Source organism: Sphaerochaeta pleomorpha str. Grapes (genome assembly GCF_000236685.1).
Classification (GTDB): domain Bacteria; phylum Spirochaetota; class Spirochaetia; order Sphaerochaetales; family Sphaerochaetaceae; genus Sphaerochaeta; species Sphaerochaeta pleomorpha.
On record NC_016633.1, the window covers coordinates 1,246,048 to 1,272,410 of the forward strand.

22 protein-coding genes and 2 tRNA genes are annotated in these 26,363 nt (G+C 47.8%); 9 read left to right on the forward strand and 15 right to left on the reverse strand.

Features of this window, described 5'->3' with window-relative positions:
• Positions 1-50: 50 nt before the first annotated feature.
• The gene (locus SPIGRAPES_RS05655) at positions 51-977 is read left to right on the forward strand and encodes a DMT family transporter (RefSeq protein ID WP_014269810.1); all 927 of its coding nucleotides are present in this window, start codon (positions 51-53) and stop codon (positions 975-977) included.
• Here the strand turns inward: SPIGRAPES_RS05655 and SPIGRAPES_RS05660 are convergent.
• Complete coding sequence (locus SPIGRAPES_RS05660) at positions 964-1,848, reverse strand: HhH-GPD family protein (protein ID WP_014269811.1); 885 nt, start codon at positions 1,846-1,848, stop codon at positions 964-966. The two genes, SPIGRAPES_RS05655 and SPIGRAPES_RS05660, sit on opposite strands and share 14 nt — an antisense overlap.
• Entirely contained in the window at positions 1,845-3,134 is a 1,290-nt protein-coding gene (locus SPIGRAPES_RS05665) for an AI-2E family transporter (protein ID WP_014269812.1), read from the reverse strand. The genes SPIGRAPES_RS05660 and SPIGRAPES_RS05665 overlap by 4 nt, the downstream gene beginning before the upstream one ends.
• Here SPIGRAPES_RS05665 and SPIGRAPES_RS05670 point away from each other — a divergent pair.
• The 3 genes from SPIGRAPES_RS05670 to SPIGRAPES_RS05680 are packed head-to-tail and all read left to right on the forward strand — an operon-like array spanning position 3,133 to position 5,802.
• The gene (locus SPIGRAPES_RS05670; protein WP_014269813.1) at positions 3,133-3,876 is read left to right on the forward strand and encodes an RNA methyltransferase; all 744 of its coding nucleotides are present in this window, start codon (positions 3,133-3,135) and stop codon (positions 3,874-3,876) included. The two genes, SPIGRAPES_RS05665 and SPIGRAPES_RS05670, sit on opposite strands and share 2 nt — an antisense overlap.
• Positions 3,869-4,681 (forward strand): glycerophosphodiester phosphodiesterase family protein, encoded by an 813-nt coding sequence (locus SPIGRAPES_RS05675; RefSeq protein ID WP_014269814.1) that lies wholly within the window; start codon positions 3,869-3,871, stop codon positions 4,679-4,681. The genes SPIGRAPES_RS05670 and SPIGRAPES_RS05675 overlap by 8 nt, the downstream gene beginning before the upstream one ends.
• A gap of 11 nt (positions 4,682-4,692) precedes the next feature.
• Complete coding sequence (locus tag SPIGRAPES_RS05680; protein WP_014269815.1) at positions 4,693-5,802, forward strand: DUF362 domain-containing protein; 1,110 nt, start codon at positions 4,693-4,695, stop codon at positions 5,800-5,802.
• 106 nt (positions 5,803-5,908) lie between these two features.
• On the opposite strand, the gene nagB is transcribed toward SPIGRAPES_RS05680, so the two are convergent.
• The 4 genes from nagB to SPIGRAPES_RS05700 form a co-directional block, all read right to left on the reverse strand.
• Entirely contained in the window at positions 5,909-6,721 is an 813-nt protein-coding gene (gene nagB / locus SPIGRAPES_RS05685) for a glucosamine-6-phosphate deaminase (RefSeq protein ID WP_014269816.1), read from the reverse strand.
• Between the two features lie 65 nt (positions 6,722-6,786).
• Positions 6,787-7,857, reverse strand: coding sequence for a tRNA 2-thiouridine(34) synthase MnmA (mnmA, locus tag SPIGRAPES_RS05690; RefSeq protein ID WP_014269817.1), 1,071 nt, complete (start codon positions 7,855-7,857; stop codon positions 6,787-6,789).
• Positions 7,858-7,934: 77 nt separating this feature from the next.
• Positions 7,935-8,008 (reverse strand) — tRNA-Asp (locus SPIGRAPES_RS05695).
• Between the two features lie 242 nt (positions 8,009-8,250).
• A tRNA-Asp gene (locus SPIGRAPES_RS05700) sits at positions 8,251-8,324 on the reverse strand.
• Between the two features lie 126 nt (positions 8,325-8,450).
• On the opposite strand from SPIGRAPES_RS05700, the gene SPIGRAPES_RS16980 reads away from it, so the two are divergent.
• The 5 genes from SPIGRAPES_RS16980 (at position 8,451) to SPIGRAPES_RS05720 (ending at position 13,545) form a co-directional block, all read left to right on the forward strand.
• Positions 8,451-8,693 carry a hypothetical protein gene (locus SPIGRAPES_RS16980; RefSeq protein ID WP_155816667.1) on the forward strand — a complete coding sequence of 81 codons (243 nt, stop codon included), beginning with the start codon at positions 8,451-8,453 and terminating at the stop codon, positions 8,691-8,693.
• Positions 8,694-8,807: 114 nt separating this feature from the next.
• Entirely contained in the window at positions 8,808-11,096 is a 2,289-nt protein-coding gene (gene xdhA, locus SPIGRAPES_RS05705; RefSeq protein ID WP_014269818.1) for a xanthine dehydrogenase subunit XdhA, read from the forward strand.
• 12 nt (positions 11,097-11,108) lie between these two features.
• Complete coding sequence (gene xdhB / locus SPIGRAPES_RS05710) at positions 11,109-11,996, forward strand: xanthine dehydrogenase subunit XdhB (protein WP_014269819.1); 888 nt, start codon at positions 11,109-11,111, stop codon at positions 11,994-11,996.
• The gene (xdhC, locus tag SPIGRAPES_RS05715; protein ID WP_014269820.1) at positions 11,989-12,492 is read left to right on the forward strand and encodes a xanthine dehydrogenase subunit XdhC; all 504 of its coding nucleotides are present in this window, start codon (positions 11,989-11,991) and stop codon (positions 12,490-12,492) included. Before xdhB ends, xdhC begins: the two co-directional genes overlap by 8 nt.
• Before the next feature lie 171 nt (positions 12,493-12,663).
• Positions 12,664-13,545 carry a phosphatase PAP2 family protein gene (locus tag SPIGRAPES_RS05720; protein WP_014269821.1) on the forward strand — a complete coding sequence of 294 codons (882 nt, stop codon included), beginning with the start codon at positions 12,664-12,666 and terminating at the stop codon, positions 13,543-13,545.
• On the opposite strand, the gene SPIGRAPES_RS05725 is transcribed toward SPIGRAPES_RS05720, so the two are convergent.
• The 9 genes from SPIGRAPES_RS05725 to SPIGRAPES_RS05765 all read right to left on the reverse strand — a co-directional run bounded on the left by SPIGRAPES_RS05725 (position 13,523) and on the right by SPIGRAPES_RS05765 (position 25,965).
• Entirely contained in the window at positions 13,523-14,110 is a 588-nt protein-coding gene (locus SPIGRAPES_RS05725) for a 3'-5' exonuclease (RefSeq protein WP_014269822.1), read from the reverse strand. The two genes, SPIGRAPES_RS05720 and SPIGRAPES_RS05725, sit on opposite strands and share 23 nt — an antisense overlap.
• Complete coding sequence (locus SPIGRAPES_RS05730; RefSeq protein WP_014269823.1) at positions 14,107-15,381, reverse strand: L-cysteine desulfidase family protein; 1,275 nt, start codon at positions 15,379-15,381, stop codon at positions 14,107-14,109. The genes SPIGRAPES_RS05725 and SPIGRAPES_RS05730 overlap by 4 nt, the downstream gene beginning before the upstream one ends.
• A 53-nt stretch (positions 15,382-15,434) precedes the next feature.
• Positions 15,435-16,646: a mannose-6-phosphate isomerase, class I gene (gene manA / locus SPIGRAPES_RS05735; RefSeq protein ID WP_014269824.1), complete on the reverse strand. Its 1,212-nt coding sequence runs from the start codon at positions 16,644-16,646 to the stop codon at positions 15,435-15,437.
• 91 nt (positions 16,647-16,737) lie between these two features.
• On the reverse strand, positions 16,738-18,357 hold the full coding sequence (locus SPIGRAPES_RS05740; RefSeq protein ID WP_014269825.1) for a Na+/H+ antiporter NhaC family protein: 1,620 nt from the start codon (positions 18,355-18,357) through the stop codon (positions 16,738-16,740).
• Between the two features lie 226 nt (positions 18,358-18,583).
• Positions 18,584-20,026 (reverse strand): alpha/beta hydrolase family protein, encoded by a 1,443-nt coding sequence (locus tag SPIGRAPES_RS05745; RefSeq protein WP_014269826.1) that lies wholly within the window; start codon positions 20,024-20,026, stop codon positions 18,584-18,586.
• A 165-nt stretch (positions 20,027-20,191) separates the two neighbouring features.
• On the reverse strand, positions 20,192-21,445 hold the full coding sequence (locus tag SPIGRAPES_RS05750) for a hypothetical protein (protein ID WP_014269827.1): 1,254 nt from the start codon (positions 21,443-21,445) through the stop codon (positions 20,192-20,194).
• Positions 21,446-21,455: 10 nt separating this feature from the next.
• Entirely contained in the window at positions 21,456-22,892 is a 1,437-nt protein-coding gene (locus SPIGRAPES_RS05755) for a hypothetical protein (RefSeq protein ID WP_014269828.1), read from the reverse strand.
• A 268-nt stretch (positions 22,893-23,160) separates the two neighbouring features.
• Positions 23,161-25,080, reverse strand: coding sequence for an AMP-dependent synthetase/ligase (locus SPIGRAPES_RS05760; RefSeq protein WP_014269829.1), 1,920 nt, complete (start codon positions 25,078-25,080; stop codon positions 23,161-23,163).
• 156 nt (positions 25,081-25,236) lie between these two features.
• Complete coding sequence (locus SPIGRAPES_RS05765; protein ID WP_014269830.1) at positions 25,237-25,965, reverse strand: GntR family transcriptional regulator; 729 nt, start codon at positions 25,963-25,965, stop codon at positions 25,237-25,239.
• Positions 25,966-26,363 lie beyond the last annotated feature (398 nt).

Below are 26,363 nucleotides of genomic sequence, written 5' to 3' on the forward strand. Positions count from 1 at the left end.
GTGCATTGTAAGGATTATGAGGCTGGTATGGCAAGGGAGAAAAGGATACAATGGCTTTTATGCAAACAGCAGCATATATTTTACTAGACTTCATTACTGGCATGGTCATTTCGATCATGGTGGTCTGCAATACCGAACTTGGGGTTGCCTCGACAATGGGGGTTTCCCTGATAATCAACCATATCGTGGGGTTGACCATTCTCTTTGGCATCTTGTTTTTCGGACGAAAAAACAAAACCATAAATCCTCCGAGGTCGAAAGCACCTTGGTATTTGTGGTTTAGCGGGCTCTTTGGCCTTGCCATCCTCAATTGCAACTATTACACGATAGTATACACAGGGGCATCCCTTGCCATGGCAAGCACAGTCTTCGGACAGAGTGCAGTCTCACTGGTCTATGACCTGACAGGGTTCATGGGCATGAAGAAATATACCCTCAACAAAAAGAAAATCCTCAGTCTCTCAATCTCTTTAGCCGGGATCCTCATTATGGCAAGTACGAATGAAGGTTCCTTTGCCTTCGCTTTCATCCTGCTAGGCGTGCTAGCCGGAGCTCTTACCATGACCCAGATGGTCCTCAACAGTACCTTCTCCCAATACAAGGGGTCGTTTTTTGCTGCCAGGCATAACTTTCTGGTGGGACTAGTAGCCGGAGTGCTCTTTTATTTCGTCTTTTCCCCCCAACAAACCTTCCAGGGGTTCAAGGTTATCGGCAAAATCCCTCTGCTTTTAACCGTCAGCGGGGGAACCCTTGCTGTCTTTGTCGTGGTTTCAACCAACATCGTAGTAACCAAGATCCCTGCAATCTATTCTGCCTTGCTCTTGTCTGGGGCGCAGATTCTGATGAGTCTGGCAATCGATGCTACATTCTATGACAAGTTCTCGCCAACCTTGCTCTACGGTTCCCTTTTGATGCTCATCGGAATGGCTGGAAATATTATAGCTGACAGAAGACAAAAAGTAGCTATTCCCGTTTAATCCTGTATTCTGCCTCGTTTTCCTGTACAAAGCCTTCCTTTTCCAGTTGGCTCAGACAGGACAGGATCCGTTCCTCTTCAAAAGAAGGGAGCAGGGAATAAAGTCGGTGCAAAGATTTTGGACCTGTGTCTGAAAGAATATGGATCAACAATCCCCTGATCTGGCGGTTCGAGTTCTCGAACTTCGATTGTTTCGTATAATGGGCACTGCGAGTATTTGCATTGGGCAAGAGATTCTTGAGCAAAACCCCATAATCCATAAGGGCATAGTACCAGGTTTTCATGTCGTCATTCAGGTACGAAAGCTTTACAAGCAAAGTCTCGAGTTTTTTATCGGGGACTTCAGTCTCTTCGGGAAAGAAACACGTGAGCAGGACCCTTCTGACGTTTGTTTCCAGATAGACGGCCTTTTCGTTGTAGCAGAAACAGAGGATGGCTGCCGAGGTAGACTTTCCAACCCCAGGCAAGGAAAGAATCTGCTGTATATCATTGGGGATAGTCCACCCCCACTGTTCTGTCATCTGTGCCGATTTTCTGAGATTCAAGGCTCGTCTATTGTACCCGAGACCTTTCCACTGAGCGAGCAAGGATTCGAGGGAGCTAGCGGCCAAGGCCTCGAAGGTAGGCCAGAGTTCCAAAAAGGTCTGATATTTCGGCTCGACCCGGGAGGTCTGGGTCTGTTGCAACATTACTTCCGAAAGAAGGATCCTGTAGGGATCAGAGGTATCCCTCCAGGCAAATGCACGTCCCTCTTTTTGGTAAAAATCCAAGATGAAATCACGAAAGAGTTGCATCGAGGTGGCGTCTTCACCAAAGGTGTGTCCAAGGTATTGCTGTGCAGAAACCTCATCGAGGTGTGGAAATCCATTCATCTCTTTTCGGTAAAACTCTCAGGCATAATAAAATCACCCTTCTGGTTATTTCTCTTTGCCTCGGTATCTGCAGCCTTTTCCATGGCCTCGAGCGTAGGATTTTCCCCACGCTTGCATTTATCCTGTTTTCGGAGATACCTTGAAACTGCCGTTTGTTTTTCTTTCTCCCGTTGATAGCTCTTTCCACTGCTCATCAGCACTGCCGCAGGCCTAAGTGTCTTGATATTCGCGCAGAGAATCTGCAGGACACTGGTAAGGGGTACCGATATGAACATCCCCGGAATCCCCCAGATGTATCCCCACAGGGAGAGGGAAACAAGGATGACGAACGGAGAAATATTCAACTGTCCACCCTGAAGCCTGGGATCGATGATATTGCCCAGGATTGTCTGGATACTAATCGTCAATATTGCGATATATACCACCTGTGACCAATCGGGAGCAAACTGGATGATTCCCATCAGTATTGTCACGGAGGTGATGATGATCGAGCCTATGGAAGGGATAAAATTGAAGATAAAGGCAAGCACTCCCCACAACAAGGGGAAATCGAGACCTGTGACAATGGCTGTTATGAAAAACATAATCCCTGTCAAAGCACTGAGAAGACTTTTGAGCAATAGGTATTTCGATACCTGACGGGTAATCCTCTCAAACATAACGGCCATTTTCATACCTTTGTTCCGGGGTATTGCGGCGAGGAGCTTGGGGACAAAGGATCGTCGTTCCAATAGAAGAAACAAGATAAAAATGTAGACCAGCAAGGCTACTTTTGTAATGGAAAGGAATCTTCCCGATATGCTGGTAAGGCTGTTTATCGCAAGGTTGGACCAATTTACCGGCAAAGCCGAGAGGAAAGAAGTACCTTCGGGCAAGTTAAGAATCCCTGATAGCCTTGTAGAAAGCAAGCCGTCCAAAGATGTTATTTTATCGGCATAGAAGGGGACAACCTTTACAAGGGTATCGATGGTAATGACTACGAACCAACCAAGGGCGACAAATATGAACAGCAAAAGTGCCATTACAAGGGTTATTGAGAAAAACTGGGGAATATGGAGTTTATCCATTTTCCTGACTATCGGGCTGAGGATGAGAAAAGTAAAAAAGGAAAGGACCAATGGTATCGAGACATCCTTGGATGCCTTTAATATTGCAAGAACCATGATCAAAACGATTATTCCGAGGAATATCTGCATATACCGATTGGAGGTCTGGGAGGTTTCCGTCATGAAACAACTATAGACTAGCTTGGAAAAAGCTTCAATATCTGCTATTACTGGATTCATGGATCAACGAACAAACTTAGACAGGATTCAGATTGTGCTTGTGGACACCCAGGACGGAGCCAATATCGGCTCAGTCTGTAGAGCCATGAAGACAATGGGAATCACACGCCTCGCCCTTGTCGGGGAGCGGGAATATGATGAGAACAGGGTTCGCACACTCGCCTTGCATGCAAGCGATGTATGGGAAAACAGCATACGGTATCCTTCATTGGAAGCAGCACTCGCTTCAAGTGTTCTTTCTGTGGCCTCGACTAGACGCCGCGGGAAATTCCGCAAAAACAGTGCAGTAAGTCCTGAACAATTGGCAGACATAGCGTCAAAAACAGGGGAAGGTTTGGTTTCGATTGTATTCGGCAGAGAGTCTGACGGACTCACCGACGAGGAGGTCGCCCAGTGTGCCTTGGTGGTTACCATCCCTACCAGCGACCAATTCCCGTCCCTGAACCTTTCCCAGGCGGTTCAGATTATTACCTATAATCTCTTTGACAAACTCAAACCCTGGCCTGTCGAAGCGGTTCCGGTTACCCAGGAACGTTGTGAGAAAGGCGCGGCAACTGCCGTGGGCTCCTTGGAGGAAATCGGGTATTTCAAACAACCCCAGGAAAAACTCTGGACGTACCGCTTTCTTCGGGATGTATTCGAACGGGCCTCCCTCAGTGAAAGTGAAATGCAGAAGATGGAAAAGGTCTTCGTAAAAATGTGCCGTATCAGCGCACACAAGGATGTCACAAAGGATGAATGAACCCTTCCTTACTCCCATGCCCAAGGTAATAGCACATAGGGGGGACAGTGCAAACTATCCCGAAAACACACTCCCTGCCTTTCTCAGTGCCATGGCAATGCATATCGATGTCATCGAGACTGATGTACACCTTTCCAAAGACGGGATACTGGTAATCTGGCACGATCCCACCCTTGAAAGAAACACCAATGGTTCAGGCAGGATCGAGGACCACACCCTGGAGCAGCTGAAAACCTATGATGCAGGATATACGTTTACCAAAGATGGGGGGAAAACGTTTCCCTTCAGAGGCAAAGGCGTCCAGCTCTGTACCTTTGAGGAAGCCTTGAAAGCTTGTCCTGGCCAGCGCTTCAACGTTGACCTGAAAACCAAGGATGTAGCAATCGTAGATGTTTTTATTGACATCGTACGAAGAAACAATGCAGAAAACAGGGTATTGGGAGCCTCTTTTCATCTTTCCAATCTAAAAGACCTGAGAAAAAAAGAACCCAAAATCCTTACCAGCCTCACCACCGAAGAGGTTCGGCTCCTTCTTTTCCTGCAAAAACTCCATCTGTTGCCAAAGAAAATCGGCAAAGGGAGACGAATCGTTTTTCAGGTTCCCGTGAGCCAAGGTCCCATCCATGTCGTTACCAAGGGGTTTGTCACCCAGATGCACAAGAGAAATGCAGTAATCCAAGTCTGGACTATCAACGAGCGGGAAGAAATGCAACGACTGTTTGCAATGGGCGTCGACTCCATCATGACCGACAGACCCTCCTTGGTCATAGAAGTAGCCGAAGCGATGGGTTTAAGAAAGAGCTGAAAGGAAAAACGATGAAACCTTCTGATGTATATTTTATCAACTTGCGTTGCAAGGACGGGGACTCCCGCCTGACGAAACTCGAGCGGCTTATCAAGAAAGCCGGTATCGGGAAGATCGATATGGACGGGAAATTCGTAGCCATAAAGATACATTTCGGAGAACCTGGGAATCTGGCCTTTCTCAGGCCAAACTATGCAGCTACCGTTGTACAGGTAATCAAAGAGCTGGGGGGAAGACCCTTTCTCACTGATTGCAACACGTTGTATGTGGGAGGCAGGAAAAATGCCTTGGACCATATCGATAGTGCCTATAAGAACGGATATAGCCCTTATGCAACCGGCTGCCAGGTTATCATCGCCGACGGGCTGAAAGGAACCGATGAGGCTCTTATTCCGGTTCCTAGCGGAGAATATGTCAAGGAAGCAAAGATTGGCAGGGCCCTGGCCGATGCAGATATCATTGTCTCGCTGGCACATTTCAAAGGCCATGAAGGCACCGGTTTTGGAGGTGCACTCAAGAATTTGGGCATGGGAGGCGGTTCGCGTGCAGGTAAAATGGAACAGCATAGCGATGGCAAACCGTATGTAGACCAGGACCTTTGTATCGGATGTGGCAATTGCGTGCGCATCTGTGCCCATGATGCCCCGGTAATTACAAACAGGAAAGCTTCCATTGACCATGACAAATGTGTCGGTTGCGGCCGTTGTATCGGGGTTTGCCCGAAAGATGCAGTACAACCCGGCGATGGCAGTTCCAACGACAAACTTAATTGCAAGATAAGCGAATATGCAATGGCAGTCTGTGAAGGAAAACCTAATTTCCATATCAATGTCGTAATTGATATCTCACCCTTCTGTGACTGCCATAGCGAAAATGATGTTTCTATCGTTCCCGATGTCGGGATGTTCGCTTCTTTCGACCCTGTTGCGTTGGACAGAGCCTGTGTTGATGCAGTGAATGCACAACCCCCTATCATGGGTAGCAGACTGGGAGAGGTACCCCAGACCCAATGCGACCATCTCACCAACAGCCAAAGCTCCACCAATTGGAGGGTAGGACTTGACCATGCCCAAAAAATCGGACTGGGCACCCAAGAATACCGGCTGGTAACGATACAGTAATACTAAAAACCCTACCGGTTGCCCTTAGATAGCCAATGGTCGGTTCCCAGGAACCGACCATTGTTTCATTACGTTGTTTTATAGATACAGGTACAGAATATCTGAATTATCTGAGCATCTTTTTGACATCAAGGTGATCTTGCTCGATATCCTTGAAATATTTGTACGTATCGACCTTGAGCTCACCACAGGAAGGTTCATCACAGACAATGATTGCCTTGGGGTGCAGTTGCAGGGCGCTACAGGTCCAGCTCTGGCTCACTCCGCCTTCGATGGTAGCCTGCAGGGCGCGGGCCTTCGAATGGCCATTGACCAGAATTACAACTTCCTGGCTGTCGGTAACGGTCTTTACCCCAACGGTCAGGGCCCTTTCGGGAACCATGCTGATATCATTTCCGAAAAATCTGCTGTTCATTACCTTGGTATCATAGGTCAATGATTTTACGCGGGTCCTGCTTGAGAGGGAACTGAACGGTTCATTGAAGGCAATATGGCCATCGGAACCAATGCCGCCAAGGAACAGCCGGATACCGCCAAAGGAGGCAATGGAAGCCTCATAGGCAGCACATTCGGCTTCGAGGTCAGGAGCGTTTCCATCGAGGATATGCACATTCTCTTTCTTTATATCTATATGGCTGAATAAATTTCCCCACATAAAGGTGTAATAGCTCTGCTCATGGTCTCTCGGTATTCCCACATATTCATCCATATTGAAGGTTACTACATGAGCAAACGATACATACCCGCTTTTATTGAGCCTGATCAACTCCGCATACGTACCAAGGGGGGACGAACCGGTAGGAAGTCCAAGTACGAAGGGTTTCGCTTCGGTGGGTTTGAAAGCATTGATGCTATTTGCTATATGTCTTGCTGCCCATAAAGACAGGTTTTCATAATCGTTTTGAATGATGACGCGCATATTGACTCCTTTTGTCCCTATAGTATCCCCAAACGACTGACGATTCAATCGCTTTTGCAATGTTGTCAGATAGCTTCCTCGATAATACCGCCACAAAGAATGGTATCCCCAGCATACAGGACCAGGGACTGCCCAGTGGTCGCAGCCTTTATATCCAAAGAGAACACTGCGGTGATGGAACCATCTTCACCCTGGTGGGCCACGGCCTCGCTGGGATACCCTGTCGACCTGATCTTGGCCTGGACCTGCTGGGTCCCCTCAAGGTGATCCACAGAGCCCCATACAACAGTATTTGCGGTAACGGAGCGCTGGAAGGTGTCTTCTTCGAATCCGACCACAACCTCGTTGGTCTGGGGTCTCAAAGAAAGGACATAGAGGGGTCGTTCGGCAGCTATCCCAAGGCCTTTGCGCTGTCCGATGGTATAATGCCAGATTCCCTCATGCTGTCCCAGTACAGTCCCTTTGCTGTCGACGATATTTCCTCTTTTATTGGTTACATCCAACAAGTCGGTATAGTCCCCGCCGTAAAAATCCTGGCTTTCTTCCTGATATACATCATGGAATCCTTGTTCCACATCAATTTTCCGGACATCTTCCTTGACCATTTCCCCCAGGGGGAAAAGAGTGGATGCAAGCTGTTCCTGGCTGAGTCTATAGAGAAAATAGGACTGGTCCTTTTTCAGATCGACAGCCCTCTTTATACCATAGCGACCGTCTTTCTCGACGATCCTTGCATAATGCCCGGTCGCAAACTTATCAAACTGGATTCCTTTCTCCCGGGCATAGTCAACCATTGCACCGAATTTAATCTTCGCATTGCACCATACACAGGGGTTCGGGGTCCTTCCGTTGAGATATTCATCCTGGAAATCCTTGAGGACTACCCTTTCATAGAGATCGCTCAGATCGAGTACCTGATGCTCAATCCCTATTTTATCGCAGATTATCTTTGTTTTTTTTATATCTTCCGTCTTTTCAGGCGCAAAGCAGCTATTTGATTTTTTAGGTGCCGGTAGGTCAGCCTTACCATTCCAGATAGTCATGGTAACGCCGACAACTTCATGGCCCATCTGCTTGAGTAGATAGGCAGCTACCGACGAGTCGATACCACCACTCATGCCTACGAGAACTTTCATTAGGACCTCCAAAAAAAATTGTATTGTCGTCAGATTATACAAGAACCGCCTTGGAATTCCAAGGCGGCTCTAACAAGCGAGAGCGACGGGACTCGAACCCGCGATCTACGGCGTGACAGGCCGTCGCGATAACCAGCTTCGCTACGCCCTCGTAGCAAGGAGAAGCTACACTATCCAAACAGTTTTGTCAACAACTCGGGATCTGGCACCCGTCCACTTCGCAAATTTTATAAAGGCAATGATATACTGTAGCTAATCGGAAACCTCTAGCATAGCTAGGGGTACATACGTTCCGCTGCAACTGCCCAAGGGAAAATCCCCTGAAACCAAAATCCATGGATAGGTCAGAATAGACAAGAACCGCCTTGGAATTTCCAAGGCGGTTCAAACAAGCGAGAGCGACGGGACTCGAACCCGCGATCTACGGCGTGACAGGCCGTCGCGATAACCAGCTTCGCTACGCCCTCGTAGCAAGGAGAAACTACACTATCCAAAAAGTTTTGTCAACAACCCTTCAAAAAAAAATCATTCTCTCAGTTCCTATGCATTGCAATCTTGCATTAAAACAGAGTCAGATTCCAAAAATTGATTCTATGCCAAAGAGGATAATAAAGCCCTTTGGAAAACCTGTTTCCTTCAAGCTTAACAATATAAGAAGAAACAAAACACTACGGATGACCGGGTTGCCAAGAAACGCCCCCTCGCCTTATGCTGACTGGGAACCGGGATTAGCAAGGAATGTTTATGGCATAATGTTCTTTAAAATTGTTGCACTTTGTTGTATTATACGAACAGCTAGTTTGTTTTTACATGCTTTCATACCTATTTTCCCATAGGATTCCCTTGCCGGGGCAATGCATTGCAACCTATGGAATAACAGAGAAACGAGTGACTAGATTCAATGTAAATGAAAACTACATATTCCTAATGCATACAGAAAAGGGGGGTATATGAACATAATCGGAACACCTTTGAACAGGGTAGATGCACATGAGAAAGTTTCAGGTAAAGCAAAATATACAAGCGATTTGGTCACAGGCCATGCGTTGATAGCAAAAGTTTTGCATAGCACCATCGCAAACGGAGTGGTCAAATCCTTCGACCTCACTGAGGCCTGGGCAGTTAGCGGGGTTATCGACATCGTAACGTGTTTCGATGTACCGGACATCCAGTTCCCCACAGCCGGGCATCCATGGTCGACAGAAAAGAAACATCAGGATATTGCGGACAGGAAACTACTGAACAAACGAGTCAGGTTTTATGGCGATGACATTGCAGCGGTAATTGCGGAAGATGAAATCTCAGCAATCGAGGCAGTAAGGAAAATCAAGGTTACCTACGAGCAATACGCTCCAATCCTCACCATCGAGGATGCAATGAAGAGCGGTGCCATGGCAATCCATGAAGAGAAACCAGACAATGTAGTCGTCAAATCTTCCTATGAGGTCGGTTCCTTCGACGAAGCTAGCAAAGAACCTGACCTGATCAAAATCGAAGGCGACTACGACACCCCTATCGTCCAGCATTGCCATATTGAGAATGCAAACTCATTCGCCTATATGGAGAATGGTAAAATCGTCGTGGTTAGCTCCACCCAAATCCCACACATTGTCCGCAGGGTATGTTCCCAGGCCCTTGGCATCGGGCATGGCGATATCCGGATTATCAAGCCCTATATAGGGGGAGGATTCGGAAACAAGCAGGATGCACTCACCGAGCCGCTGAATGCCTTTCTTACCACACGGGTGGGAGGACGGCTTGTCCACTTGGAATACACCAGGGAAGAAACCTTCAACTGCACAAGGGTTCGCCATGCAATGAAATTCCATATCGTCAGTTATGTCCGCAAGGACGGAAGCTTTGCAGCCCGTTCCATCGTTGCTTACTCCAACCAAGGCGCTTATGCTTCGCATGCACACGCTTTAGTTGCCAATGCAGTCAACGGCTTCCGTATGATGTACCCGGTAGGGGCTATCAAGGGTGAGGCCTACACCGTCTACACCAACCTGCCTACCGCAGGGGCCATGCGTGCCTATGGAATTCCCCAGATCGGTTTTGCTCTGGAGTCCCACATCGAGGACATTGTTTCAAAAGCAGGTTTCGACTCCATCGCTTTCAGGAAACAAAACATGATGAAACTCGGGTATGTCGACCCGGGTACTACCATCACCTGCCATTCCACGGGATTGGACGAATGCATCGACAAGGGGGAGCACTATCTCCACTACAAGGAAAAACGCGCACTCTATGCAAACCAGACCGGCCCTGTCAGAAAAGGTGTCGGAATGGCTATATTCAACTACAAGACAGGCGTCTATCCCATAGCGCTCGAAACTTCTGCCTGCCGTATGCTTCTCAACCAAGATGGGTCGTTACAGCTGCAGATGGGAGCGACTGAGATCGGCCAGGGGGCAGACACTGTCTTCTCCATGATGGCCGCCGAGACCATTGGCCTATCTGTCGACAAAGTGCATATCATCAGTAAACAAGATACCGATGTAACCCCCTATGATACAGGTGCCTATGCATCCAGGCAGACGTATGTTGCCGGGATGGCGGTTAAAAAGACAGCCGAAAGTTTCAAGGCAAAGCTCCTTGAATTTGCAGCTTTCATGTTGAAGAAAGAAGCCTTCGACCTGGATATCAAAGATAACTTCATTGTCCACAAAAACAAGGATGAGCATTTGCTTTCTGTCGCAGAAGTGGCTATGGAATCCTGCTATAGCATGACGAACTCCCGACACATCGCCGCAGAAGAAACCCATCACTGTACGGACAACACCTACTCCTTCGGCGTCTGTTTTGTCGAAATCGAGGTCGATATCCCTATGTGCCAGGTACGGGTACTCGATATCATCAACGTCCATGATTCAGGTAGGATTATCAACCACCAGACAGCCCAGGGGCAGGTGCATGGCGGCATGAGCATGGGTCTTGGCTACGGACTGTATGAACATCTGGAATTTGACAAGAAGACCGGACGGATGCTGAACGACAATCTCCTTGACTATAAGTTGATGACAGCGCTCGACACTCCGGAACTACAGGTCGCATTCGTTGAGACAGAGGATCCTACAGGGCCTTACGGGAACAAATCGTTGGGAGAACCACCTGTAATTCCCGTGGCCCCTGCTATACGCAATGCCCTGCTCAACGCTACCGGCGTTGCAGTCGATTCGATTCCTCTCAATCCCGAGAAACTGTTCTTTGCGTTTGAGAATGCAGGATTAATCAAATAAAGGAAGAAGAGAATGTACGATTTCAATACCTTATATGAAGCAAGTTCCGTTGAAGATGCACTGAGACTCAAAAAGGAACATCCCCAGGCCCGTATTCTTGCAGGAGGAAGCGATATCCTTATTGGGATTCGCGACGGCAAGCTTGCAGGATGCGACCTCATCAGCATCTATGCCCTTGATGATCTGCGTGGCATCTGCCTGGAAGACGACGGGACCCTGCTTATCAGACCGCTTACCAGTTTCACCAATATCACGATGCACCCCCTGATCAAAGAGCACCTCCCTGTCCTGGGTGAGGCAGTCGACCAGATCGGAGGCCCACAGATACGAAACATCGGGACTATCGGGGGAAATATCTGCAATGGAGTCACCAGCGCAGATTCTGCCTCCACCCTCAAAGCCTATGATGCAGTTCTCGAGCTGACAAGCCTCGAGGGGGTACGATCCCTTCCGTATGCAGATTTCAACCTCGGGGCAGGCAAAGTCGATCTTCGAAGCGGAGAAATGCTCACAGGCATACGCATCAGAAAGGAAAGCTGGGAAAACACCTACGGCAACTACATCAAGTACTCGATGCGCAGGGCAATGGATATCGCAACACTTGCCTGTTCGGTAAATGTCAGGCTGACAGAAGATAAAAAGCGGATAGACAGGCTTCGCATCGCATTCGGTGTTGCAGCCCCCACCCCGATTCGTGCTTTCACCGCAGAAAAAAGCGCACAGGGACATTTGCTTGACAAGGAACTCCTAACCTTAGTCAGCGAGGGAGCCTTGGCAGACGTCATGCCGAGAAGCAGCTGGAGAGCCTCCAAAGAATTCAGGCTCCATCTGGTCGAAGAGCTCGCACGGCGCGCAACCATAGTTTCAATCGAAAAAGCAGGAGGAAATATCAATGGCTAGGAAATTGGTTACATGCACTATCAATGGTAAAAAAAGAGAACATTCTGTAGACATCCGTTCCTCCCTTTCGGATATGCTTCGTGGCGAGGAAGGGCTTGACAGCGTAAAACATGGTTGTGACGTTGGCGAATGCGGTGCATGCACCGTACTCATTGACGGACAGCCGTTCAATTCATGCATATATCTCGCTATTTGGGCTGAAGGAAAAACCATATTGACCTTGGAGGGTCTCAGCGATACCAAAGGTACCATCTCTGATATTCAGCAGGCTTTCATAGATGAGGGGGCCGTACAATGTGGGTTCTGTACCCCTGGGTTCATTATGTCGTCGTTGCCGATCATAGATAGTGACGAGGCTATAAGCAGAGACGAGATCCGCAAGCAGATTTCCGGCAATCTCTGCAGGTGCACTGGTTACGAGAACATCGTCAATGCCATCGAGAAAACCCAGAAGAAACGAATAGAAGAGAAAAAAGCTTCCAAAGAACAAGAGTAGTTGCAGACTCTGTAGACAAGGAAGGTTTTTACCTGGAAGGAAGGGGAAGTGAAGTCCGGAAAACGGATTGCCACTTCCCTTTGCTTTTTGCAATGGTTTTCACCAGACTTTCCCAAAAGCTCTGGTTGCAACCCGCTATTTCCTCTTCTATACTGCAACCAAGGAGCCATCATGCAAGAAACCATCCTGCTTTTTTTCCAGAACATTGCGAATCCCTTCCTGGATTCCTTCGCGAATATCTGTTCCGCCCTCGGTGAACAAACCTTTGTAATTGCTTTTATTGTGGCAATACTCTGGTGCTTTGACAAGAAAAAGGGATTTGTCATCTGCTCATCGATGCTCTTCAGCGTAACTTCGATGGGAATCCTGAAAGCAATCGTACGGGCTCCGAGACCTTTTACCGTCCTCCCTTCCATCGCAGGCAAACGCCTGGCAACGGCTACCGGCTACTCATTCCCTTCAGGGCATACGACAACGGCTGCCTCATTTTATTCAGCCCTTGCCGTAGCCTATAAAAAACGCACTCTCAGCATTATCAGTGCCATTATGATCATATTGGTAGGAACCAGTAGACTCTATCTTGGTGTTCACTGGCCTATAGACGTGTTCGGGGGATTGGTTCTTGGCGTTTCCATCAGCCTACTTGCCTCATCAAAACTCAGCAAGCTCTATGAGGACAAAAAAAAGAGATACAGGTTCTCTCTCACCCTTGGCTCCATAGTGCTTGTAGCAGGCTCTATCCTAGCAATCCTGCTGCAAGCGGGACTGGTTGACGAGGTAGCTTTTTCTGATCTCATGAAAACCCTGGTTCTATCAGGAGGTGGATACCTTGGCTTTGCCTTGGAAGCCAAGAAAGTGAATTACAGCACCGAGGGGACGGCAGGAAGGAAAATCATCAGATTCCTTGCCGGTCTTGCAGGGGTCCTTGCCATTATGGCACTGAAACTGATAATACCCTCTTCCCTCTACTTTTTAGGATCGATGCTGCGGTATGCCTTGATCGGGTTCTGGGCAACAGGGCTCTACCCTCTTATAGGAAAAAGTCTTTTCTGAGATTCTCGATGGTTTTGGGCTCAATGCCCTTGGTTATGAGAAACCTGCGTAGGTCAAGCATTTCATTGAGGTGCCCCGAGCATTCCTTATGCAGGATTTTCCCGCACATTATGGCATCGTCAAGAGCATAGTGTGCTTGGTAGACCAACCCGAAATGGTCGCACAGGAACGTCAGTTTATAGCTGGGTATCTCGGGCCAAACCTTGCGGGCTATCGTATACGTACACAGATAGTGCATGGCTCTAGTCTCGATATCGTAGGACTCGAGACATCCTTTGAGCACTTTCATGTCAAAGGCCGCATTGTGGGCAACAAGGATGTCCTTTGCAATGAATTCTTTCATGGCAGGCCATACCGAATCGAATTCGCCGGCAGAGAGGCACGCGTCACTGTCTAGATGATGTACAGCTGTCATTCCCGGGTCAAAATAGGGATGTTTTGGTCGTATAAGGCTATAATAGCTGTCAAGAAGGGTTCCTTCCTCATCAAAGCGGGCCAGCGCTACGGCACAGGCCCCTCCCTCATAGCTGTTTGCAGTTTCAAAATCAAGTGCTACATAATTCATTTTTGTTTTCCTAGCATAATCGAGAGAATCGTTTTATCCGTCTCTGCCATGCCTTCATGGCTGAGCCGTGACAGGAAGCCCATGCTTTCCAGGCTATCCTTGCCAACAATGCCACTTTCACTACCGGGGGAGAATCCGCGGAAAGCCAGCTTACAGGCAAGGCAGGCAGCCTCTACGCAGGAATAGATTTTCAAGGCGCAGGTCATCTTCGCCCCGTCACAGATAATCCCGGTCAGGTTTCCAATCATTGTATTGATTGCCCTATCCATCACAGCAATATCTCCATCAAGCAGATAGACAAGGCCGCAGGCACAGCCGATTGCAGCCGTAAAGGCTCCACAAAGTGCGCTGAGACGATCTTTTCGTGCAGTCAGGGAGAGACCGACCAGTTCACTGACAACCAAGGCCTTGGCCAGTTTTTCGTCACTGGAATGCAGATACCGGGCAACTACAGCCAGAGGGACAGTAAGGGTAATCCCTTGGTTCCCGCTTCCACTGTTGATTATTACAGGAAGAGGACAGCCTGCCATCCGGGCATCGCTTGCAGCTGCGGCAAGGGAGGATGCAAGGCTAAATGCCTCAGCAAGGCTTTTAGGATCGGCATGCAGATCCTCACCGGCAATTTTACCAACCGAGAGCCCGTATTGGTTCTGGATTGCATGCAAAGCAATAGCCATATTGGTTTCTTTTGCCTCGAGCATCAACACCAGGACCTCTGCTTCTGCACTAGCTGCATAGGTAACGATGTCACTCAGCGATGCCGATTTTATGATATTTTCATCAAGACCCTCAAGAGGGGTGGTACAGTTGTCAACCGGAAGGTCCAGCAATACCGTTCCGTCTATTTCCAGATGGCTGAACCGGTCATGTTCACCACTGATAACGGCAACTGCCAAATGGGCATCCTTATGAGCGGTAACACTGATATACAGTGCGGGAATATTTTCCTGTATCGTAAGCTTTACCGACAGATCTTTTGCCAAGGCAAGCTGGGTTTCTTCAATCTTACTGAGAATGCTCAGGCCCTTTTCGACTGACCCTCCGCAAGCGCCAAGGGCCACAGCTGCCTGGATGCCCTTCAGTTCACAGTTTGGCAAGCCGACTCCCATGGCATTCTTAACCATGTCACGGGAGGTCGAGACTTCCACTGAAGAGGGAATCATGCCAAGCAATTCCGTCGCCTTCGCTCCGGCAAGCGCGGAGGCCGCCGGCTCAGTACAGCCCATCGCCGGTCTCATTTCTTTCTTAAGCAATGCATAAAATTTGTCCATGGGAAGACTATACCATTTGAAGGCATAGTGTTCCAAGACAAGCAAGGGCTCTTTTACCGGGGAACCTCTGCAATGAAAAGAGTACCTTCGACCTCCAGATGATAATCTGCAAGGGAAGCAGCTACTACGTAGCATTCACCCTTTTTTATGGTTGCAGACCCTTCTTCGCAGGTAAAAGACACCTGTCCCTCGGTGCAGAACAGTAATTCGATACTCTTCCTGTTATGGATATCATACGTACCTGTCTTGCAAACCTTCAATAGAAATTCTTCGGTTGGAGTAAGGATATGGATGCGACCGGATTTCCCTTTCAGCTGGGGCGCACAATCAGCCTGTTTGCTCTTGATATCCAGAACCTTCATCAGCTCTTTCACATCGACTTTCTTATGCGTCAACCCGCCTCGAAGGACATTGTCAGAGGCACTCATCAATTCGATACCGTTACCGAGTACATAGGCATGAAGGGTCCGAGGCTCAAGGAACAAGGCTTCACCTGGGTGAAGGTGTTTGACATTCAGCAAAAACGGGGAGAAAAGTCCCGGGTCCTCGGGAAAAGCCCCATAGCAGGAAAGGGCGATGCCCTTGCTCTCCAGAAAACGTCCATCTCCGGAGGCAAAGGGGAGCTCTTCCATTTTCTTCAGGGAGGTGATGTACTCTGCAATGCAGTCTTGCAGATCTTCCTTGTCCAGGGTATAGAGCTTTTCGAATATCTTACCTATCTCTTTGTCAGGATCAGGCGAAAGTTCATCGATATCCGAGAAATATCGGCCATAGCTCTCTGGAAGAAGCATGGTAAAAGCTGCAACAATTTGGCTGAGAGGACGAAAGGCACACATTGCCGTTACCGGGGTCAAGGCATAGATTACCTCAGCTTTCCTGTTTGGGTCCTTATAGTTCCATTGGTCCTTGGGAAGCCTGGAATGAATCGGTTCTTCCCGAATCCATCCTTCCTTGGCTTGGGATGCAGAGGGATGGCACTGTATGGACAAGGGCCTGTCAATGGCAAGCACTTTCAGCAACAGGGGAAGCACAGGCCCGAAATAATCCAAGTGTTCCTGTCCAAACCAGTTCAAACTATCATTGGCAAGGAATTGTGAAAGTTTTTCACCGGTGCCCACTACGGTAGCCTCACCGCTTTCATGGGTACCCATCCAAAGCTCAGCCTTAGGATTTCCGTCTTCGCTGATACCGAGTAAATTAGGGATAAACGAGACATTTCCCCAATCGTATTCCTTGACTTGGGGTTTGATTTGGATATATTTCATGCAAGCCTCCGCTTCTGATTATAGAAGGCTTGACTCCCTATAGCAAGTAAAAGCCCGCCAAACGGCGGGCTCTGTCTGAAAGAAACAACTACTAGGCCTTGTAGATTCTTGGCAGGAACACCAAGGCAAGGACAAAGGCACCTAGGGCTGCCAGCCAGGCAACAAACAGATTCAGGAAAATACCACCGATAAGGAACCCAATAAAGGCACATACGGCACAGGTAATTGCATAGGGCATCTGTGTTGCAACATGTTCGAGGTGAGGACACCCGGCACCTGTAGAGGAGAGAATGGTAGTATCGCTTATCGGGGAAGCATGATCTCCAAAGACAGACCCGCCAAGCACTGCGCTGATACTGATAAGCACACTGTTGAGCATTGCTCCATCCATCAAGCCCTTAGCCTGGGCAAGGCCAACTACGATTGGCATTACAATCGGAATCATGATGGCAAAAGTCCCCCAGGAAGTACCGGTGGAGAAAGAGATCAAGGCAGAGAGTGCAAAGGCAATGACAGGAATCAGGGCAATGGGGAACCCACCGCCAACAACCACTTCAGAAAGGTAGGCAGCCAAGCCAAGCCCACCGTCTTCCGGACTGCTCTTGATAACTGAACCGATAGTCCAGGCCATGGTCAGGATGATGAGAGCAGGAACCATTGATTTGATTCCGTCGCCGATGGCATCGCTTGCGCTCTTGATCGTAAAGAGTTTGCGTACGGTATAGTAGATATAGGTAATCAGCAGTGTAAAGATTACTGCATAGAACAGTGCCATCGAGGCATCGGTGTTGTTGAATGCATCACCCAGGCTCATGGAACCCATTGCAGCCCCAAGGGAGGTGATCGATTCACCGTCTATAGCACCAAGGTAAGTAGTCATAGGGAAGAGAATGACCGCAGAGGCAATAAGAACGAGAATCGGGAAAAGCATGTCCATCGGACGGGCTTTCGAAGAATTCTGCTCCCCTTCCACTTCAATCTCACCGGGGGCAGGACCGTAGTCTTCGTTGTAAAGCTTTCCGGTTTCCTTGGCATATTTGATACTCTTTGCCATTGGACCGAAGTTTCGGCCAGTCAAAATGAGGGTAAGGACCATGATCAACGTCAGAATTGCATAAATGTTAAAAGGAACCGACCGCATGAAAAATTCGAATTCGCTGATCCCCAATGAAGAAAATCCTTCGGAACCCTTAACGATCGACATGACAGTAATGACCCAACTGGAAATTGGAACCAAGATACACACAGGAGCTGCCGTAGAATCGAGGATATAGGCAAGCTGTGCACGGGGTACATTGTTTTTGTCGGTAATAGGGCGCATGACCGTCCCTACCGCAAGGCTGTTGAAATAGTCATCGATAAAAATCACAAGGCCACAGAACCAAGCCATCAGAAGGCTGGTCTTTGGGCTATTGAGCTTGTCTGCAGCCCATCTTCCGAAGGCCCTTGCAGAACCGGTCTTGCTCAACATTCCCACCAAGCCACCAAGCAAGGCACAGAACAAGAAGATTCGGATATTCCATCCGTCGTTGAGTGAGCCTGCGAGCATATCGGTCAGGTTGAGGATTGCAATAATCGGATTGCCACCGGCAACAATCAAAGTACCGGAAAGAATGCCGAGAAACAACGAAACCATCACGTCTTTTGTTATAAAAGCCAGCGTAATGGTCAAAACTGGTGGAATAAGACCCCAAATTCCAAAACTTACCATAGGAACCTCTCTATCAGGTGAATAACACCTTGTGTAATTGTCTGACTATATCATGACATTCGTTACAAAGTACAGATTTTTCTGTTCAATATGTGGCTTTTTTAAATCTTTTGTTATCTATATAACACTATTTGAACTAGAGCGAGGACACAATAAAGAAGGGATGCCTCCCCAAATAAAGAAAGGACATCCCAATAGCATAAAAAGGGTATAACCGTCAGCAATCCTAGTTTGTAACAGAAAGGATCCAAGAGGATAGCAAGGAAAGCACTGAGGGATCGATTGTAGTCTCTATGGTTTCATACTCAGTTGGCTGTCCGGTTATGGCAGGCTGCAGCAAATGGTTCAACCCATCGAGAACCTTGACGCTTACCTCCATATTCCCATTCGAAGCAAGGGCTTGCTGCAGTGAAGAGACATTTCTCTCGGTGGGGACCTGTAGGTCTTTGGTTCCGGATACAATCAAGACCGGGCAGGAAACCCTGGAAAAATAGGTTACCGGGTCAAGGGCCAGAAAGGTGAGATACCAAGGGGAAAGCAAAGCATTCACCTGCTCTAGCGCTTTTTCAGCAGGATATCCACTTGCCATGAGCATTGCTTCAAGAGACAGCTTCCGAGCCTCGAGACTTACAGAGGAGTCAAGGGCAGTCGTATACAGTTTCTTATTGGTAGCAATAATAGCTTCAATCTGTTCTTCGCTGAACCCCTGCCCCTGCACAAGCGCTCTGGTCTGCTGCAATACGAGGTCCATTCCTGCAAGTCCAGGCCCACTCAACAGAATTACAAAAGCAACCGAAGGATTGTCTGCTGCAAGGATTCCTGCAATGATGGCACCTTCACTATGGCCCAAAACCCCAATGGTATCCTGTTGCACATATTCTTTTGTTTTTAAAAAGGAAAGGACGGATGCTGCATCGTCGGCAAAATCAAGGGAGGTAGCGTTCTTTCCATCACCTCCAGACTGAGCGAATCCCCGGTCATCATAACGAATTACCACGATGCCGGCTTTGGTCAACGCATCGGCAATGACAAGAAACGGCTTATGGCCTAAAATTTCCTCGTTCCTGTCTTGGAGCCCTGAACCCGTTACCAGGATGACGCAAGGATGTTTCGCCTTGTCATCGGGACGGGTTATGGTACCTGCGAGGGAGAAGCCGTTTGCCGTCGGTATCGAGACATCTTCCGAAATATAAGGATACGGGGCGACAACTTCCTGCAGACGATGGGAAACCGTATGGTTTTTTTCCAAAACCAAAGGGAGCAATGCCCCACCCTGGGAAAAAGTTCCTTCTATTGTATTTGGGGATGCAGTTGCGTCGAGAAGGCCGGTAAAAGTTGCCTGCAATGCGGCAATATCAAAGGTAATTGATCCTGTTGCCTCATCAAAGACGGTTGTATGTACCTGCAAGGAATCAATTGCTTGTTGCCGAATTGAGAGAAACGAGGAGTATCCATCAGGTGCGGTAACAACCTCAAACTGAAGTAGTAGTTGTATATCCCCTGGCAAAGGCAGGGAACCTTCCCACCAACCGGTAATATCGGGCACGGTTTTCACCTCCTCAGGAATCTCAGGGGGGAGCACTTCTGCTTTCTCTACACTGGTACAGGAAACGAAAGATAGTAGTATTGCAATCAAGAACAACAATGAACCGAGACGATTTCCTTTCATAGGGATTCTCCATGGTAGCGACTACGTTGACAATCTATTTTTAATATTTTCTAAATAGACAGTAAACCTATCACCTTTTACAGTCAAGGGAAAGATAGGTGAATACCAAAAAATTGCCCTCATTTGCAGTGAGGGCAATCTACGAAACATGAGAGGAAAGTACGCCTATCTGGAAAGGAGAGAGAACCGGAGAGAAACCGCATCGATGGGTTTGCTCCCAATCTGATCTCCATATTCCATTGTGTAGTAGGCGGCATCGAGGTGGAATATCAAGAGGTCGAAGCCGACTCCGAAGGACTGATACCCCTGGCTCAAGCCGTAGCGCAGGTCAAGAATCGAAAGTAACCGTACCGAAGCTCCGAGATGGGTGCGTTCAAAGAATGCCCTCTGCAGTTCTGCTTCGCTCAAATCTGCAAGACCCATGATATCGAGTACATCCACTGAGATGATCGGTTTGAGTAAGGCTCCAAGTTTCGGTGCCCAGGTCAGGCCTCCGTTGAGGCTCCAACCAGCATCGGTGGTGAATGTTTCACTGGTGAAAGGATCTGAGTTGGTATCGTCAACAAAGGATTCTCCCAATACTTCCTTGCTCCAGTCGTTGATTGACTGGTAGGTAGACATGTAGTAGGTTCCATTGAAGTTCCTTGCAACTGCAGAAAGCGTAAGGCCCAAGGGGAAGTTCAAGTTCATACCTACATTTACAGGGAACGAATACCCTGCAATGAGAGGAACGTCATTGAGATAGCTATCAAGAGGGTCTGCACCATCATCACCAAGCATTTCGGTAATGGAGCTTGCACTCTGTTTCTCGAGGTACATCTTGTAGATCGCCTTTCCTGAAACACCAAGGTCAATGCTCATTACATCGGGAATGGCATTAATGCGGAAACCCAGACCAGCAGTGGCTGCCATGGTAACCTGTGCGATCAGGTTGGTCGATGTCAAATCTGCACTGGTCTTATAACTCATCAACCGTTCCTGAGCCTCAAGGCCTAAGCCGAAATTTCCAAGGCCAAGCACGAAAGACACATCGGTAGTCAGCACATCGCCATAATTCTTCCCAATTACACCAAGGAAATCTTGTGCCGCTTCTACCAAGGAGCCTTCATCAAGAGCCTCGAACATTCCACTTTCAAGGATAGCGCTCGGGTTGAAGGCCGTCACCGTTATCGCAGGAATGGAAATTTTCAATCCTCCTGAGCCCAGGTTTGCAGGGTTCAATAGGAAACTGTCATAGTAACCGGTAATACCAAGGCCTGCACCGCCCATTCCCATGACCCGGGTGCTGGTTCCCATAAAGGGTTCAGCAGTCTGTGCATAGGCATCTGTTGTCGGTTCGTAAATCGAAGTTGCAACAAGGGGTGCTGTAACCAGAAGGACCAAAGCAATTATTATAAACAGGTGCTTTTTGTTTTTCATTCTGTTCCTCCTACTCTACCAAACTGTCATACCAAGCTTGTAGATTATTAGCATTGGTAGTATCAAGCAAATCATCTAACACTCCGTCCAGCTGGGGTATTCTATTGATACTGTTGATTGTCTTGAGATTATTCACCAGAGCCTCAAAGAAATCATAGCCAAGGGAATCAAGGTATCCAGGCATCTCATTCTCAATGACAAAACCAAGTCCTGTCGAATCGAAATCTCCTAGGGAATCAGTGGTTGCCAAGGTCCCTGAGATCAACTTCGGATTAGCAGTCAGATAGACTGCGATAATCGAGGCAGGGGTAGCTGTCGTGGAAGCAGTCTTCTTATCCTGATAGAAATCCTCAAACTCGGTGATAGCTACCGACAGCACATATTTAACCAAGGTACTGGAATCAAAGACAACTTCAGTGGGGACAACCCCTGATCGGCTCATCAAGACCAGCGCCTGTTCAAGGCCTGCGCGGTAGATCTGCTGGTTAAGGAGGAAACTCTGGTACTGTGGTTCTGTAAAGGTATAGCTACCATTTGCAAAGGAACCACCTAACAAGCTGATAATCCTCGGTGCCAATCTATTGATTGTCTGGATATAAGCTCCTGTATCAGATAAGGAAATATCCTTTGTTCCCTTGGTAAGGTCCTCAATCAGACTTCCAAAGTCAACCTGGCCAAAGAAGTCGATATTTGCTGCACCGGAAAGTTCTTCTGCCACCTGGGCTGCAAAGAGAGCATCATCAACAATAGATAGTATTTGGGTTTGATTCTCCGCTAGGGTAGCATCATCGAGATTAGCCAAATCACCACCTGTAGCAATACCTTGCAAGGTAGTAACTACATTGTTAACTAGGTTGGTCATTAGCTGCATAGTCAGCACATCAGCCTGGGTCATCGTCGTAGGAGCTGTGATATTCAATCTACCCAACGCGGTACCAAGGGCTGTAGACATTGTAAGGCTCGTCTGTAATTGAGCAACCGTTGCATTGAAAACAGCAATTGAACCAGTGGCGGCAGTCACCTGGGCAAGAGTCGCAGGCTGGGAGAGTGTTTCGACCAAAGCGGTTCTCTGAGTTGGAGAATTGAAAGCCTCGGCAAGGTCAGATTCCAACTCTTCCTGTTCATCGGCATCCTGGGGTGCCAACGTAACCAAATCCCCGGAACTTGGAACACTTATAGGTAAGGTCCCAACGTTGACAGAAGCATTGGTCCCATCACTGGTATTGGTTTCTGTGGTACCTGCCCCGGTTCCGATGTCTGCCACAACTGCAGCAGCAGCCTCTGCCTCGGCAGTATTGGCTTCAAGAAGCCCATTTTCCAAGAATACATTTCCGGAAACATTATCCATCAGGTCTGCAATCTGTGAGCGGATATCCGCGTCACACGATATGAACGTTAGCGCAAGAATTGACACTAACAGAAGAAGCACTAGCGATCTTTTTTTCATGAGGCCCTCCTTAAACTATTGGGAAACAAAAACAAGGTAATCTGTATAAATCCTCTTAAAATATCCTATACCCTCAGTCGTTTTTCAAGAGAAGTATACCGACATATCAATAAATTCAACAACTATATACATATAAAACTCACTTATGGCATAAGCGTTACACAAATATTCACATTTGTCCATTGTCCCATAGCAAAATTAAGCGGGACCAGTTTGATCCCGCCAAAAATAGTGCTACAAGATTAATGCTTAGGTAACAAATCAATACTTAGAAATAGAGCTCTTTCACGACCTTCAGGTTCTCTTCCCTGTTTTCAAGCTCACCTGCATACAGGGTATCGATTCTCTCTTTGTAGAATTCAACGGTCTTGTACCTGACCAACTTCATCGTCGAGTTGACAAGCCCGTCGGCTTCGCTGAACGGTTTTGCGATAAGGGCAAAACGTGAGGGCAACCAGATATTCGGAATGGCTTTGGCAAATTGCTCATAGGACCTAAGTTCGGTAATGATGGCATCCAAGGCAGATTCCGCATCCTTACAGCCTTTCTCCTCAAGCAAACGCTTGACCACATCATCCTGCAAGGTGACAAGGGCTGTGGTAATCATCTGGTGGTCGTTGTACACCATTAACTGGTTGAGAATGTCAAGGTTATTTACCATGACTTCCTCGACTTCCTCTGGGCTGTACTTCTCTCCGTCCTTGGCAATGAGCAAAGCCTTTGCCCTTCCGGTAACGACGAGAAAACCATCTTCGTCGAAATACCCGAGATCCCCGGTCCAGAGCCAGCCATCACGGAGGGCCTCAGCCGATGCTGTCGGGTTCTTGAAATACCCTTTCATGACATTGTCGCCTTGAATGACCAACTCGCCACGTTGCCCTACTTTTGCTTCATGGGTATCATCAAGCATGATTTTACATTTTTCGGAGGCTGCGACCATGCCGCTGGTACCGAACTTGTACCTCAGGGGACTGTTGCTGCTGATAATCGGGGCTGCCTCAGTAAGGCCATAGCCTTGATAGACAGGCAGGCCGATGGCAGCAAAGAATTTCTGTTGCTTGGCTTCAAGTAAGGCCCCGCCGCCAACACAATACTGCATCCTGTTTCCAAAAATTTCCCTCAGCTTCGGGAACACCAGCTTATTGGCCAACGTATAGGGAAGCCAGGTCTTGAATCGGACAGCCCTGCTCGCCTTATGAAATCCATCGCCATTGCGCAGGATCCCTGCTTCCAGGCCACGATTGAAAATCCCTTCGATGAACGGGCCTTTCTGGTGAATCCCCTGGGTCATTTTTTTCATAAAATTACCGGTAATGGAAGGAACCGTCATCAAAAAGAGAGGGTTCACCTCCAAAAGGTTTTTGGGGAAGTTTCGGATAATGGAAGCATTCGAGCCCCGGGCATCAACAAAATGCAAGGTAATTCCGCGGATCAAAGCCGTGTAGATACCTACCGTATGGGCAAAGGAATGGTCTACCGGTAATACTACCAGCGTTTCCATCTGGGCGTCAGGCAATTTGAACAGCTCAACGGCGTCGTGGCTGTTGGTCCAATAGTTCAGGTGGGTGAGCATGATGCCCTTCGGGTTGCCGGTGGTCCCACTGGTATAGCAAATATTTACTGTATCGTTTTCCTCTATGCTGGCTTCTACTTTCTTGACCAGATCGTTCTGCTTTTCAAGGGCTTTCTTACCCAACGAAAGCAAAGCACCCCAGGATAAGAAATCCTCGCCTTCTTTCCACCCTGATTCCTCAGCTTGGGCTTTTAGGCGATCGTCCATCTCATCTAAATACACAAAAAGCACCTTATGGTCAAACATGGGCATTGCCTTGGCCGTATTTGCGAGGGTATTGCTACTCACGGCAAGCGCTACAGCTTCGCTGTGGTTTACCCTAAAGGCAATTTCCTCGGGAGTTAACTTTATGGAAAGGGGAACACTGATACCCCTGGCTTTGATTACACCCAGCTCGAAGGTTACCCATTGGGTTTTCCCTTCACTAAGGATACCGATAGTCTGCTCGCTCTTCATTCCGCGGGAAAGAAGCAAAGCTGCGACTTGGTCGGAAATTTCATCAGCCTGAACAAAAGAACAGGCTTCCCACCCCTGATCGGTTTTTACATTGGTATAAGCGCGTCCGGCATATTTATTTGCCGCCTCATGCAACATTGCAACAATTGTCCTCTCCATGGCAGTTTTCTCCAAATCAGAACCTTGTAAACGTAGATAGCTATATTTCTATGTTTACACGTATACTCCAATTGTCAGAAAAAAGCAACGAAAAAGCAAATTACCTACAGGTGGGGAAAGGTTCCCTGCAAAGGATATACGTTTTTTCCATTATGCCTAGAAAGCCGCTTCTATGTCATTTTCCACTGCAAATTCGTAGAGGGAACCGTTAAAAATATTCGTACACCTTCCGATAACCGTACCATCCTCAAGGACACAGATCCCACGACACCAGAGATTTGCAGAACCGGGTTTAGTCTGCAAAACCTCGCAAATCTCTTCGTTCGAAACAACCGCTGCTACAGCTCCTCTCCTGAAATGGCACTTCTGACCATATACTTGGTACATCGATTCAAAAAAAGAGATTGACAAGCAAGGTTGTCCCAAGGGATACACATCTTTGAACCGTTCGCAAACATAATAATCACTGAGTACTGCGGGAATTCCGTTTTTCGCCCCAAGGACCTTGAAATGCCAGAGCATAGGCCAAGTTGAGCCTGATAGCAGGCCTATCAGTTTATTGTCAGTTGGGGATGCCGCAATTTTTTCACTCAGCAAAATCTTATATTGATATGCATTGGCAACCTGGGGAAAATCTGGATGTGATTTTACCTCAGAGGCTCCTATGAGCTCGCGTTGGGAAAGCACAAAAGACCCTTTTCCCCTTGTCCTTGCTATATATCCATTGGATACCAAACCCTTGAGGGCCCTGCGTATCGTGACCCTGGAGACCCCGTACTGCGTGCATAATTCCATTTCGGTTGGTATTTGTGAGCCATCGCCCCATTCCCCGCCAATAATCTTCATTTGAAGACGCGTGAAAACTGCCTGAAATTTTAAAGCCATCAGTATTCCTCCGTTAGTGCAAGTTCGGGAGTTGCTACCGTTTGAGTATACTACGCTATTTGGCAAAGAGCACTAGTAACATACCCTTACAATACAAATTTTTTTACATTTAATATAATCATTCAGTACACTAATATCTCTTAAAGCCATTTTATTCAGTTTTAATTCATACACAATGTATTCAACGGAAGCACAAATCCAATACAAGGAACTGCTGCATGAAACCAAAGATAGGACAAATTCTTTATACCCACTGGGTTGCTGCAATCATTTCCAACAGAATTGAATCTAACCCTTTTTTATAGATACACATAGAAATCCTTGACCCTTTATTTCCGACAAGGGAGCATATATACTGAAAGGCCGAGGGACGATTATGTAAATAGTCAGGTATATGA